Genomic DNA, 14106 nt, shown 5'->3' with positions numbered 1-14106 from the left:
TAATTCAAAAATTACGTGAAAATTTGTGTGTCGATTGGAGTAGGTAGATTGATGGTGTCAGATGAGCTCAAGGTGTTGGTGGTAGAAGATAGCCCCGTTGTCTTAAAGGTACTAAATCATTTGTTGTCTCAAAACCCTAATTTTATACCTGTCTTATGCTCAAACTATAAAGAAGCGCAGACAAAAATTGAAACCTCGAAAGGCGAATTTTTTGCGGCCATTGTCGATTTAAATTTGCCAGATGCTGAAAATGGCGAAATTGTCGATTTGGTTCTGTCTCATCACATTCCTTGTGTTGTGTTGACTGGCAACTTTGATGATGATCAAAGGCTGAGTTTGCTGAATAAAGGCGTGCTGGATTACATCACCAAAGACAGCCGATATTCGTTTAATCATGTTATCAAGGTGGTTGAGCGACTAAGAAAAAACCGAGACGTAAAAGTCTTGGTGGCGGAAGACTCTTCGACCAGTCGATTGTTTATCAAGATATTGCTAGAGCAATACCGATTTAATGTCATAGAGGCCGAGGATGGTCAAGAAGCGCTGGCGAAGCTAGAATCAGACGACACTATTCGCATGCTCATAACAGATCATAATATGCCGCATATTAACGGCTACGATTTGGTTCGTATGCTTCGCCATAATGCGCGTTTTCAAGACCTTGTGATTATTGGTTTGTCGGCAGAAGGCGATAATTCATTGTCTGCTAAGTTTATTAAAGCTGGTGCGAATGATTTTTTGAAGAAGCCTTTTTATCATGAAGAGTTTCATTGTCGTGTGGTGCATAACCTGGAAGCTCAGGAGATGTTGGAGACCATTCGAGAACTGGCTAATATCGACCCTTTAACCAAGTTAAAAAACCGCCGTTATCTGTTTGATGATGGTGAGAGAATGTTCCGTAAGTCCATTCCAAATGCCTCTTTAGCGATGTTGGACTTAGATCATTTTAAACAGGTAAATGATACTTATGGTCATGTCGTGGGAGACGATCTATTACAGGCCGTTGGTCAGGAAGTCATGATGCATTTCCCTGGGTTGCTTGCTTGTCGTTTTGGTGGCGAAGAGTTCTGTGTGGCCGCTAATGAGTCGGTGGATGAATTAATGCCTAAGTTAGAGGCTTTTTTGCAGGATATTCGGGAAAAAGAGTTTACTGAAGCTAAGATTAAAGTGACGTGCAGTATTGGTGTGTGTGGGAAAGAATTTGATTCCTTAGAGAAGGCGATCAAAATTGCCGATGATAATCTGTATGAGGCGAAACGCCTCGGTCGTGATCAAATTGTCGCAGATTAATGTTTAATGTTAGTTAAAAAAACGCCGCTCATTATGAGCGGCGTTTTTGATTTTCACCGTGTGAAACATTACCCTTTTAGCATTTTTGCCAAGATAGGGTTGACGATCCCAGGGTTGGCTTTGCCTTGAGAGGCTTTCATGACTTGGCCAACAAAGAAGCCAATCATTTTCTTTTGCTTGTCTTCATCTGCCGCACGATATTGCTCCACTTGTGCTTGGTTGGCATCCAGAATGGTTTGAATCATGCTTTCAATCGCGCCCGTGTCGGTTACCTGTTTTAGGCCTTTGGCATCAATGATCTGATCCGCAGAGCCTTCGCCTAGCCACATGGCCTGAAATACGTCTTTGGCTGTTTTGCCATTGATTGTATTGTCTTTGATGCGAATTAACAGCTCGCCAAATGCTTCCGCTGAAACAGTGGATTGTGCAATTTCAAGTTGCTCTTGATTAAGGGTTTTGCTGAGCTCACCCATAACCCAGTTGGCCGTCAATTTAGCATCTTTAACTTGCTTGTTGGCGGTTTCAAAATAGTCTGCCATGGCGCGAGAAGAGGACAGAACATGGGCATCGTACTCGCTCAATTTGTATTCGCTTTGGAAGCGAGCAGCTTTCTGAGAAGGTAGCTCTGGTAGAGTCTGTCGAATCTCTTCAACGTATGCTTCTGTCAATTCAATCGGCAGCAAGTCTGGGCAAGGGAAGTAGCGGTAGTCGTTAGCATCTTCTTTTGAACGCATGCTGCGAGTTTCATTTTTTTCTGGATCGTACAAACGTGTTTCTTGAACAATCTTGCCGCCATCTTCTAGGATGTCTGATTGACGTTCGATCTCAGTATAAATGGCTTTTTCGATAAAGCGGAAAGAGTTTACGTTCTTGATTTCTGTTCGGGTTCCGTACTCTTTTTGGCCTTTAGGGCGCAGCGATAAGTTGATGTCACAGCGCATTGAGCCTTCCGCCATGTTGCCATCGCAAATGCCTAGGTAGGTGACGATAGAGTGAATCATTTTGACGTAAGCCACGGCTTCTTTGGCAGAGCGAATGTCTGGCTCAGAAACGATCTCCAGCAGCGGTGTGCTGGAGCGGTTTAAGTCGATTCCTGTCATGCCATGGAAGTCTTCGTGCAAAGACTTGCCCGCATCTTCTTCCAAGTGCGCGCGAGTAATGCCTACGCGTGACGTCGTACCGTCATCAAGGGTAACGTCTAGGTAGCCTTTGCCAACGATGGGGTGATCCATTTGGCTGGTCTGGTAACCTTTAGGAAGGTCAGGGTAAAAGTAATTTTTACGAGCAAAAACGGACGTCATACCAATTTCTGCATTAATCGCATGACCAAACATAACCGCCATGCGCAATGCTTCTTTGTTAAACACTGGTAGCGCGCCTGGCATGCCGAGATCAACTAGCGTGGTTTGGGTGTTTGGTTCTGCACCAAAGCCAACAGCAGCACCAGAAAACAGTTTTGATTTGGTTGAGAGCTGGGTATGAATCTCAAGGCCAATAACAACTTCCCAATTCATCTTTATGCTCCTTTTGCCATGTCAGGTGTTTGTCGATGCCAGTCAGTGTTCTGCTGGTATTGATGGGCTACGTTCAGAAGCTTAGCTTCAGCAAAGTAGTTGCCCATGATTTGTAAGCCAACGGGCATTTTGTTTGCAAAGCCTGCTGGTATGGACATGGCAGGAATGCCTGCTAGGTTGACTGACAAGGTGTAGATGTCTTCTAAGTACATGGCGACAGGGTCGTTCGTTTTACTGCCAAGGCCGAAGGCTGTGGTAGGTGCAACAGGCCCCATAATCACATCGACTTCCTGTAGGGCATTGGTAAAATCTTGTTTGATTAAGCGACGAATCTTTTGTGCTTTTAAATAGTAGGCATCGTAATAGCCTTCCGATAAAGCATAGGTACCAACCATAATACGTTTTTGAACTTCTTGACCAAAGCCTTCCGCTCTCGAACGCATGTACATATCAAGCAAGTCTTTAGGGTCTTCACAGCGATGGCCGAAACGGACACCATCAAAACGTGACAGGTTGGAAGAGGCCTCCGATGGCGCGATCACATAGTAAGACGGAATGCTCAGGTTAAGGTTTGGAAGAGAGATTTCTTTGACTTCGGCGCCAAGGTTTTCAAATTCTTTCACGGCCGCCATGATGACATCTGCCACACCAGCATCTAATCCTTCGCCGAAATATTCTTTCGGTAGGCCAATTTTTAAGCCACTTAGCGGGGCATTCAAGTTGCTTAGATAATCATCGTTTGGCGTTTCAGATGAGGTCGAGTCTTTATCATCGAATCCGGCCATAGCCTGCATAAGATGTGCGCAGTCTTCAGCGCTTTTAGCCATTGGGCCAGCTTGATCAAGGCTTGAAGCGTAAGCAATCATGCCGAAGCGTGACACACGACCATAGGTTGGTTTTAAACCTGTGATACCACAAAATGACGCCGGTTGGCGAATGGATCCGCCGGTGTCGGTGCCCGTGGCGGCAATCGCCAAACCAGCCGCTACAGCCGCCGCAGAACCACCAGAAGAACCACCAGGAACTGTGTCTAAGTTCCAAGGGTTTTTAACCGCACCGTAATAGCTGTTTTCATTTGAAGAGCCCATGGCAAATTCGTCCATGTTGGTTTTGCCCAACATGACGGCTCCTGCGTTTTGTAGTCGGCTAGTAACCGTTGATTCATAGGGCGGAACGAAGTTGTTAAGCATTTTTGAACCGCACGTTGTCAATGTGCCTGCGGTGCAAAATAGATCTTTGTGAGCAATCGGAATGCCAGTTAGTAGACTAGCATTGCCATTTTGAATCTGCGTATCCGCATGAGCGGCTTGTTTAAGTGCGACGTCTTCACTGAGAGTGATGTAGCTATTAAGCTGAGGATCAAGCTTAGTAATTCGGTCTAAAAAGTAGCGAGTTAATTCAACGCTGGAAATGTCTTTATTGCGCAACTGCGCGGCTAACGTCGAGATGCTTTGGTCAAACATGCTTGTCTCTCTTAATCAATCACTTTAGGTACAAGGAATAAGCCCGCTTCGGTTTGCGGTGCATTCACTAAGAAATCGTCACGACGATTGTCTTCTGTTACCACGTCGTCACGTAAACGCTGCGTCATTTCAAGGGGATTGGACAAGGGTTCGATACCATCTGTATTGACAGATTGCATCTGTTCAACAAGAGATAAAACGCTGGAAAGTGATTGCTGATATTGTTCGGCATCTGCCTCCGTTAAGGCAAGGCGAGCCAAGTGTGCAATTTTCTGCACGTCTTGTTTGTCTATGGACATGTTCCACCTGATTCTTTCGATTGTCGTAAATGCCTTGATTGTATCCTTTAGTTGCATGCCTATAAAGCTAACTCAGTGAAAAACCGAGTTTTATTTGAAAACACGGGCCGATAAACCTGTTTTAGATTGATTCATCAGAAGAATTTTATTATTTGACTGGAATTGCTTGCCCATTGGTCGAGTGATTGTTACATTTTGTAGCTGTTCGTATCGTATTTATTAGGGTGTAATAATTCATGTTTAAGAAAATCAGGGGAATGTTTTCAAGCGATTTGTCTATTGACCTAGGAACGGCAAATACCCTTATTTACGTTCGTGATCGCGGAATTGTTCTGGATGAGCCTTCTGTGGTTGCTATTCGTCATAACGGAAACCAAAAGACAGTTGCTTCTGTGGGAACGGATGCTAAGCGCATGTTAGGTCGTACGCCTGGTAACATTACTGCGATTCGACCAATGAAAGATGGTGTCATTGCAGATTTCCATGTGACAGAAAAAATGTTGCAGTACTTTATTTCGAAAGTACACGAAAATAGTTTTTTGAAGCCAAGCCCGCGTGTGTTGGTTTGTGTGCCTTGTAAATCTACTCAAGTAGAACGACGTGCCATTAAAGAGTCAGCGTTAGGTGCTGGTGCCCGCGAAGTTTATATTATTGAAGAGCCAATGGCGGCAGCAATTGGTGCTGGCCTTCCTGTTGCGGAAGCGTCAGGTTCTATGGTTATTGACATCGGTGGTGGTACTACTGAAATCGCCATTATTTCCCTAAACGGTATCGTAACATCAGAATCTATTCGTGTTGGTGGCGACCGCTTTGATGAGGCGATTACGACTTATGTACGTCGTCAGTATGGCAGTCTGATTGGTGATGCTACCGCTGAACGAATCAAGAAAGAAATCGGCATGGCTTACGCGACAGGTGAAGAGTTGCAGATTGACGTGCGTGGTCGAAACCTTGCGGAAGGTATTCCTCGTTCATTTGTTCTAAATAGCAATGAAATTTTGGAAGCGTTGCAAGAGCCATTGGCGCAAATCGTTCAAGCGGTGAAAGGTGTGTTAGAACAATCTCCACCTGAATTGGCTGCAGACATTGGTGAAACCGGTTTGGTGTTAACTGGTGGTGGTGCTTTGCTTCGCGAGCTAGATCGTCTGATTAGTGAAGAAACGGGTTTGCCTGTGATTATTGCTGATGATCCGTTGACTTGTGTTGCCCGCGGTGGCGGTATGGCAATGGAATTAATGGATAAGCATGCCTCTGAACTATTTACTGCTGATAACGAGTAAAGGTTAGGAGCTTCACATTAATAATTCGCTTCTTTTTGGCGGTAAGATATCAAGCGCTCGATTTGTAGTGCTTGTTATTTTGTCTATTATCATGATCGTTGCTGATGTCCGCTATGCTGTATTCTCACAAGTGAGACCGTATTTGAGTCTCATTGTGACGCCAATACAGGAAGTGGTGAATGCGCCAAAGAAACTTTTTTACTGGGCTGGCGAACATTTAGAAAGCCGCGAAGGTTTGGTAAAAGAGAATCAAGCGTTACTGTCTGAGATTTTGGTGTTGCGCAGTAAACAGCAGCGACTGGAGTCATTACAGGCTGAAAACGTACGTTTGCGAGAGCTGCTGGACGCGTCGCAACGGGTTGATGAAAAGATTGTCATGGCTGAGGTAATTGGTTTCGATCAGAATGCCTACAGCCACCGAATTATGATTGATAAGGGTTTTTCGTCTGGAGCCTATATTGGTCAGCCAGTGTTGGATGCCACTGGTGTGCTTGGTCAAGTCATTGAAACAGCCGCTTACAGCAGTCGTGTGTTGCTGATTGCGGATGCCAGTCATTTTGTTCCTGTACAGCTTGCTCGAACAGGCTTTCGCGGCATTCTCAAAGGAACAGGGGACTTGAAACGCATGGAGCTGTTAAGTGTGCCCCGCTCGATTGATATTAAGAAAGGTGATGTATTAACCACGTCAGGATTGGATAAACGCTTTCCTCGTGGTTACCCTGTTGGTGTCGTAAAAAGCGTCAAATTATTATCTGGTCAATCCTACGCTAGTGTTGATGTTGTTCCTTTGGCTCAGTTAGGCCGGAGTCGACATGTCATGTTAATTGAAAAATCTGGGGCAGGGCGATAATGAAACCATTAGTAGTCTTTATGATTACCTTGTTGACCGCTTTGATGTTAGAGGCGATTCCTTTCCCTGAAGAGTTTTTGTGGTTTCGTCCAGAATGGGCGCTGCTGGTAATCTTGTATTGGGTAATCGCTTTACCTTTCCGAGTCGGTGTTGGCTTAGCTTGGGTTCTGGGGTTAATGGTAGACTTACTGCAAGGCGGTATTATTGGCCAACACTCATTAACTTACGTCATTATTTCCTACACTTGCGCTTTGTTTTATCAACGACTGAGAATGTACCACCGTTGGCAGCAAGGGGTTTTTGTTGCTGTTTTAGTGAGCGTAAATCAGCTAGTCGATTTTTGGATTGACCACTATTTAGGCTATGCTGAACCTACTTTGCTTATTTTTATGCCTGCTGTTGTCACTGGCCTTCTATGGCCATGGTCTTTTATTATTCTACGCAGTGTACGGCGCATTTACTCGATTAGATAATTTTAATAGGACATTTTTATGCTTGTATTGGCCTCGGCCTCCCCCAGAAGAAAAGAGCTGTTAAGTCTCTTAGTGAGAGAGTTTGAGGTCCTGCCGGCAGACATAAACGAAACACCGCGGACTCAGGAAATACCGCAAGACTATGTATTAAGAATGGCGGAAGAAAAAGCCATTGCTGCAGCCGCTAAATTCCCTTCTGCTTTTCATACTCCTACTTCATCCCCTGTTATTTTCGTTGCATCAGACACTAGTGTGGTGGTCGATCAGAAAATTTTAGGTAAGCCTGCTAATCTAGAGGAAGCAAAGCAGATGCTGCGTTTGCTGTCTGGACGAAATCATCAAGTCATGACGTCTTTGTGCCTTATGAATTTATCTGGTGACCATAAGGTGTCAACTTGTGTGAATACAGAGGTGAGATTTCGTGCTATTTCGGACCTTGAAATTGAGCACTACTGGCGTAGTGGCGAACCACAGGATAAAGCTGGCTCTTATGCGATTCAAGGGCTCGGCGCTGTGTTTGTTGAGTCCATGCAAGGCTCTTATTCGGCGGTTGTTGGCTTGCCTTTGTTTGAATGCGCGCAGCTGTTATCACAATTTGGAATTCATTCTTTAGAGGAGGTGTCTCATGAGTGAAGACGTACTCATTAATGTCACTCCCATGGAAATTCGAGTTGCCCTCGTTGAAAATGGGGTATTGCAAGAAGTTTACATTGAACGTTCTAGCCGTAAGGGCATTGTTGGTAATATTTATCAGGGCAAAGTTGTTCGTGTTTTGCCTGGAATGCAGGCGGCTTTTGTTGATATTGGTTTGGAGCGAGCGGCTTTTATTCATGTTTCTGAAGTGGCCGATCGAGATGCGGTGAACCCGAGTGATCAAATTGGTGACTACCTTCGTGAGGGTCAGTCATTGGTCGTGCAAGTGACAAAAGATCCTATTAGCAGCAAGGGTGCGCGCTTAACGACTCATCTTTCTATACCGTCTCGTTACTTAGTTTATATGCCAGATCAATCTCACGTTGGTGTGAGTCAACGGATTGAAGATGAACAAGAACGTGATCGTCTTAAGCTGTTGGTCTCGGAAGCTTTGACGGATGCGGATGAAAACAGTGGTTATATTTTACGGACTGCGGCTGAAAGGGCTGGCGAAGAAGAAATTCTGGCGGATATCAAGTTCCTTACGCGTCTTTGGCAATCCGTAAAGCGTCGTATGAAAAATGCCAAAGCCCCCTCTGTCATATACGAAGATCTACCTTTGCATCTTCGTACCATGCGAGATTTGGTTAGCCTCACAACTGAAAAAATACGTATAGACTCAAAAGAGAATTATGCCAAATTGCGTTCGTTTGCGGATGACTTCATTCCTGAGTTGGTCGGACGGATTGAGTATTATCCTGGTGAGCGTCCTATTTTCGACTTATACAGTGTCGAAGATGAAATTCATAAAGCGTTAGATCGAAAAGTCCAGCTTAAGTCTGGTGGTTATTTATTGGTTGAGCAAACTGAGTCGATGACCACCATCGATGTGAACACGGGTGCGTTTGTTGGTAGCCGAAATCTTGAAGAAACCATCTATAAGACAAATTTGGAAGCCGCAACGGCCATTGGACGCCAATTACGACTTAGAAACCTTGGTGGCATCATCATTATCGACTTCATTGATATGGAAGACGAAGAGCATAAGCGCCAGGTGTTACGCATGCTTGAAAAGGTACTAGATACCGATCATGCGAAAACGAAGATTACTGGTGTCTCTGAACTTGGTTTAGTCGAGATGACGCGTAAGCGAACTCGTGAAAGCCTTGGTCAGACTTTGTGTGAACCTTGTCGTGCCTGTCGTGGCAGTGGCTTGGTGAAAACACCTGAAACGGTTTGCTACGAAGTGTTTCGTGAAATTCTACGGGCTGATCGTGCTTATGACTCGCAAACTTATACTGTCTTGGCATCCACTTCTGTGGTTGAGCGGTTTTTAGACGAAGAAAGTGCGGCTGTTGCCGAATTGGAAGCCTTCATTGGTAAAACCATTCGCTTTCAGGTTGACTCTGTCTATACGCAAGATCAATATGATGTTGTGCTTCGCTAATTGAATGGCTTTTTAACATGAGTTGGATATTCCGCAAGCTAACCCTGTTTTGTTTTTGGGGGCTTGTCACATTTTCCATCATACTGGCTGTGTTTGCGTCCAGTGTTGGTTATTTGCTGCCGTATTTGGACAATTATCGTCCTCAAATCGAGCGCAATCTGACGCAAATAACGGGTTATCCTGTCAGTTTAGGTCCGGTAGATGGTGCCTTAGAGGGTGTCGATCCGATTTTTTCGGTGTCTGACTTTCGATTGACGGCAAATGGCACGCCAGCGATTGATATCGATGAAGTGCGAGTGCGCATTGATACCATCCATTCTTTGCTTACGTTGCAGCCTCAGTTTACCTATATTCGTTTTGTTAGCCCCGTCATTTCCTTGCAAGAGACGGATGGACAATGGCGTTTAAATGGCGCTGAGGCAAAACAACAAGTCAATGATGAGATTGGTCTAGAAAGGGTATTGGGCTATTTATCCGCCCAGAAAAACTTTTCTATTCAAGAAGCCCGCTTACAATTGCACAGTGAGCGCCTAGGTTTCCATCGCATTGCCTTTCCTGAAATTTATCTCTTTCAAAAACAATTCGAGTCACTGTTAACTTCTACATTTTATTTGGACGATGGCAAAGAGCCTTTTCAAGTCAATGCAAGGATCGAAGAGCCATTAGGGTTTTTAGGGCATTACCGAGTAAATGCTGAGATAACAATGCCAGTGGTTGATTTGCCGGTTTCGGCGCTGCTGTCAGATAAGATTCCTGCGCTCAAAACAGCTCGTTTTGGTGGTAATGTTTGGTTGAATGCTTTAGTTGGCAAAGAAATCTCCGCTCAATTGGCGTCAACGAAGTTGCAGTTAGGTTTTCAAAATGGTGAGGAATACCGAGTGTCTGCAGCAGCCAATTTGCAGCTTAAATTGGACAAGCCGAGTGTCAAATTAGAGGTTCAAGATCTTACGTTTGCTGAGACGGATGGGACCTCTTATGCCGCTAGCAATTTGGCACTTAATTGGTCTGACTTAACCCGTCGAGCTACTTTATCTTTCGATCAACTTAATCTTGAGTTGATGAATGGGCTGGCGAGACAAGTATTACCAGAGGAGGCTCGAGCGTATAAAATTTTGTCGGGGTTAGCGCCACGAGGTACCGCTAAAAACGGGCGTTTAACGTTAGATTTTAATGATGATGAGCCTCATTTTGAGTTGGTAACCAATTTAGCATCGGCTTCTGTTGAAGGGCATAATGGCATACCGAGAGCCAATAATATTGATGCAGTGTTTGGCTTATCGGACACCAGTGGTTACATCGACTTTATTGGTCATGATAGTCAATTGGCGTTTGATGAACTTTATGATGATACTTGGTTAACTCAGTCTGTATCGGGTTATGTTCGTTGGCAAAAGCAGCAAGATATTTATTTGGTGGCTGGGCAAGATTTAATGATCGAGCGAAATGGGGCGAATGTTCAAGGTGGTTTTCGCCTTGAGGTTCGTCAGGATCTGCCTGACTGGATTGCCCTGGATTTGCATGGTGACAATCTGCCAGTGATGGATCGTCTGACCTATGTGCCACCCAAGGTACTTAATAAAGATCTTGATCAATGGTTAGAAGGGTCTTTTGCAAATGCCGGTCAAGTGGACAGTTTTGATCTGCTAATACACAGTAATTTGTCGGATAACTATGATTCCCATGTTCGACTTCAGATGGACGTGAGTGATTTATCCTTAACCTTTGACAAAAATTGGCCGACCGCAAATAAGGTGAATGGTCATTTTGAGTTGGATAAATCCGGCGTTCTTGTTCAAGTTGATTCCGCTATGATGCAAAGCTTGCCAATCTCAAACCTAGCTATTTCTGTCCCCGTTGTGAACGGTAAAGCGGATTGGTTAAACATTAAGGGAGAGATGATAGAAGATTCGAAAAATGTGCTTTCTATGTTGTCTGCAAGCCCGTTGGCTGACTCCGTATTGAAGCCTTTTGAGAATTGGCAATTAGCGGGTGAGATAAACGGACGATTCGATATATCAATACCATTTAGTGAGCAGCTTACGCCTAAAGTCGATTTGCAGGTCGATTTTGCTCAGAATCCATTGACCATTGGGGATATTGGTTTGAGTCTAGAGATTGATCAAGGTCAGCTCAAATACGACTCAGAAAACGGTTTACTAGGGTCTGAGTTTGATGCCACGTTATTTGGTGGTCAGTCCCATCTCACTTTATCTTCCACGCAATCTGAACAAGGCATATCTGTCTTAGGAGACCTCTCTGGTGAGGTGCAGCCGCAACGAATTGCTCAATGGCATAAATTTCCTGAGGCTGTTATTAGCCAAATATCTGGCACAACTCTCTATCGAGGTAAATTAGCGGTCAATCAATCACAAGATGGCCAGGTGGATCTTAATATTAAAAGTGATCTGCAGGGAGTCGCGTTGTCATTGCCTGCGCCTGTTGGGAAAGTGTCTGACGAAAGTAAATCACTGGAAGTTAAGCTAATGCAGCATGAGCAAGACCTAGTGGTGGACATTAATTATGATGGGCTTTCTCAGGGGCGCTTCTTAATGCAAAGCAACGGGTTCACGGGAGGGGAGTTATTGTTAAATACAACAAAAACGATGCCCTTTGCCAAGACCATTCCAAAAGGGTTGGTCATTCGTGGTGAGCTGGAGCATCTATCTGTTTCCGCTTGGCAGGATATTATGCTTGGTCTACATCAAGAGTTAGAGGCTTCTAAAGCGCCAGAAACCGGACCACCTGCTTTGCTTTCCAGAATCGATTTAATCATTGATCAGCTTGATATAAACACCAACAATCAATGGAATAACCTCAAAATTCGTTACGATGGGTCGCAAAATAAAACCTTACTGGTGAATGCTGACGAAGTGGATTTTGCGCTACGAGATATTAATGGTCAGCCAGATTTGCATTTTGGTTTTCTCAGTTGGCGCTTTGCAAAAGAAGATGAACTTTCTGCTGGTGACGATCTCAATAGTAAGCCGGATGTGAACTCGAATGGGGCGGATCGGGCACCGATTGCAGCGCAAGATGTGCCGAATATGACTCTGTCAGTGGATGAGTTGTATTTAAACGAAAAACCATATGGTGATTGGCAGTTGAAGGTTGCTCAACAAGGCGATACTTTAAGGATAGAGCCTATCTCAACCAAACTGAAAACCGGCCATTTCAATGCTAGCTTGTTTTGGCAGGATACAGGTTTAAGTTCGAATGTTGAGTTTAACATTAACACAAAAGGCAAGGATCTGGCCGAGTTGACGGGTAAATTCTCAGATGAAGCCTTTGTGTCATCGGACTCGTTCAATATTGATGTGGCGTTAAGCTGGCATGGTCATCCATTCCATTTTGATCGAGAGACGGTCACTGGTCACATTAAATTCTCAGCCGAAGATGGAAATTTCAGCCAAGTGGATGAACTGCCTGCCTTTTTGAAAGCATTGGGCATTTTTAATATTGGCGCATTGAGTCGTCGTTTAACATTGGATTTTTCTGATATTTATGAACCTGGTTTAACTTATGATGAGTTTAATGGAGAAATGCAGCTGAAGGACGGTGTATTAACCACCAAAAAGCCGGTTTCTATTATTTCTCCAACGGCGGAATTGTATTTATCCGGTACGGCAAATATTGTGGATGAAACCCTGGACGAAACGTTGACGGCGACTTTCCCTATTTCGGGTACTTTGCCTCTGGCGGGTTTGATCTGGGGAACGCCACAATTGGCAGGTCTATTATTCATTACGGATAAGCTGATTGGCGATCAAATTTCAAAAGTAACCAGTGTCCAATATAAGGTGAAAGGGTCATTTAGTGATCCAGAGATCACGCCAGTTCGCTATAAGCCAAAACAAGGGAAAAATTAATGGAAAGCTTATCTGTTGCCGCCATTCAATTGACCAGTAGTAATGTGTGGCATGAAAATCTTTTAGAAGTAAAACGCTTGGTGACGGCGGCCGCTAAAGAGGGTGCCCGTCTAGTGGTGTTGCCAGAAAATGTGTTTTTGTTTGATGGCAAAGGCATGCGGCGTCTCGCTGAGTCAGATGTTCAGCAGCAAATACTGACAGAAGTCTCCGAGCTGGCGAAAGGTTTGGGTATTTATTTGGTAATTGGTTCTCATCCATCCATTCAAACGGAATCGGGTCAACCTGTATCCTCTGGACGAGTTCGTCAAACTTTGTGGGTGATTGGGCCGGACGGAGAGTTAATAGAAAGGTACGATAAAATTCATTTGTTTGATGTCACCGTCGATGATAAAGCGGGATCTTATTTAGAGTCTGAGGTGATTGAACCGGGTGATTTATTGCCCAAAGTCGTCGATATTGATGGCTTTAAGGTGGGGCTAAGTATTTGCTATGATCTACGGTTTCCTGAGCTTTACCGCCAGCTTTCAGGACAGGGTGCGGAATTATTATTGGTGCCTGCGGCCTTTACTTATGTCACAGGGAAGGCTCATTGGTCGACCTTGTTGGCAGCTCGTGCAATAGAAAATCAATGCTTTGTGTTGGGGGTGAATCAGTGTGGTTGGCATAATGAAAAACGTCAAACATATGGTCACAGCTGCTTATATTCGCCTTTCGGAGAAAAACAATTATCTTTGTCTGAAGAGTCGGGTTATTTTGTGCAAAGAATCCACAAATCAGAGTTAGTTAAATGCCGGGATAAAATGCCTTGTTTGTCCCATCGACGTTTGTAATGACGATGACGTAAAAAAGCCCGTTTTGATGCAATGAACTGACCCCCAATAGTTGGACATTCCAATTACTGGGGGTCTTTTTATGTCCAAATATCACAGAGCATTTAAACTGTCTTTAGCCAAGTTATCTCAACACCAAGGCTCAAGATCCATTGCCCGAA

At 44.4% G+C, this 14106-nt stretch carries 11 protein-coding genes; 8 read left to right on the top strand and 3 right to left on the bottom strand.

The genetic code is table 11. The annotated features are described in order from the left end of the window. Window positions 1-51: 51 nt before the first annotated feature. Complete coding sequence (locus OA79_RS11145; protein ID WP_063333323.1) at window positions 52-1290, top strand: GGDEF domain-containing response regulator; 1239 nt, start codon at window positions 52-54, stop codon at window positions 1288-1290. 68 nt (window positions 1291-1358) lie between these two features. On the opposite strand, the gene gatB is transcribed toward OA79_RS11145, so the two are convergent. The 3 genes from gatB to gatC are packed head-to-tail and all read right to left on the bottom strand — an operon-like array spanning window position 1359 to window position 4566. Beyond that, on the bottom strand, window positions 1359-2804 hold the full coding sequence (gatB, locus tag OA79_RS11140) for an Asp-tRNA(Asn)/Glu-tRNA(Gln) amidotransferase subunit GatB (RefSeq protein WP_063333322.1): 1446 nt from the start codon (window positions 2802-2804) through the stop codon (window positions 1359-1361). A gap of 2 nt (window positions 2805-2806) precedes the next feature. Then, entirely contained in the window at window positions 2807-4267 is a 1461-nt protein-coding gene (gene gatA, locus OA79_RS11135) for an Asp-tRNA(Asn)/Glu-tRNA(Gln) amidotransferase subunit GatA (RefSeq protein ID WP_063333321.1), read from the bottom strand. 11 nt (window positions 4268-4278) lie between these two features. Continuing rightward, window positions 4279-4566 (bottom strand): Asp-tRNA(Asn)/Glu-tRNA(Gln) amidotransferase subunit GatC, encoded by a 288-nt coding sequence (gatC, locus tag OA79_RS11130; RefSeq protein WP_063333320.1) that lies wholly within the window; start codon window positions 4564-4566, stop codon window positions 4279-4281. Between the two features lie 236 nt (window positions 4567-4802). Here gatC and OA79_RS11125 point away from each other — a divergent pair, with 236 nt between their 5' ends. The 7 genes from OA79_RS11125 (at window position 4803) to OA79_RS11095 (ending at window position 13945) form a co-directional block, all read left to right on the top strand. Further along, window positions 4803-5846: a rod shape-determining protein gene (locus tag OA79_RS11125; protein ID WP_063333319.1), complete on the top strand. Its 1044-nt coding sequence runs from the start codon at window positions 4803-4805 to the stop codon at window positions 5844-5846. Between the two features lie 67 nt (window positions 5847-5913). Continuing rightward, window positions 5914-6696 (top strand): rod shape-determining protein MreC, encoded by a 783-nt coding sequence (mreC, locus tag OA79_RS11120; RefSeq protein WP_269447834.1) that lies wholly within the window; start codon window positions 5914-5916, stop codon window positions 6694-6696. Next, entirely contained in the window at window positions 6696-7169 is a 474-nt protein-coding gene (gene mreD, locus OA79_RS11115; RefSeq protein WP_063333318.1) for a rod shape-determining protein MreD, read from the top strand. Before mreC ends, mreD begins: the two co-directional genes overlap by 1 nt. A gap of 18 nt (window positions 7170-7187) precedes the next feature. Beyond that, window positions 7188-7802, top strand: a complete 615-nt coding sequence (locus OA79_RS11110) for a Maf family protein (RefSeq protein WP_063333317.1) — start codon at window positions 7188-7190, stop codon at window positions 7800-7802. Further along, a complete protein-coding gene (gene rng / locus OA79_RS11105; protein ID WP_063333316.1) occupies window positions 7795-9249 on the top strand; it encodes a ribonuclease G in 1455 nt (484 codons plus the stop codon). Before OA79_RS11110 ends, rng begins: the two co-directional genes overlap by 8 nt. Before the next feature lie 17 nt (window positions 9250-9266). Beyond that, window positions 9267-13115, top strand: a complete 3849-nt coding sequence (locus tag OA79_RS11100; protein ID WP_063333315.1) for a YhdP family protein — start codon at window positions 9267-9269, stop codon at window positions 13113-13115. Beyond that, window positions 13115-13945 carry a carbon-nitrogen hydrolase family protein gene (locus OA79_RS11095; protein WP_063333314.1) on the top strand — a complete coding sequence of 277 codons (831 nt, stop codon included), beginning with the start codon at window positions 13115-13117 and terminating at the stop codon, window positions 13943-13945. Before OA79_RS11100 ends, OA79_RS11095 begins: the two co-directional genes overlap by 1 nt. Window positions 13946-14106: the final 161 nt, after the last annotated feature.

The organism is Marinomonas sp. TW1 (assembly GCF_001625355.1).
In the GTDB taxonomy this organism is placed as follows: Bacteria; Pseudomonadota; Gammaproteobacteria; order Pseudomonadales; family Marinomonadaceae; genus Marinomonas.
The sequence above is the reverse complement of the archived record's forward strand: the minus strand, read 5'-3'. Positions and strand labels throughout refer to the sequence as shown.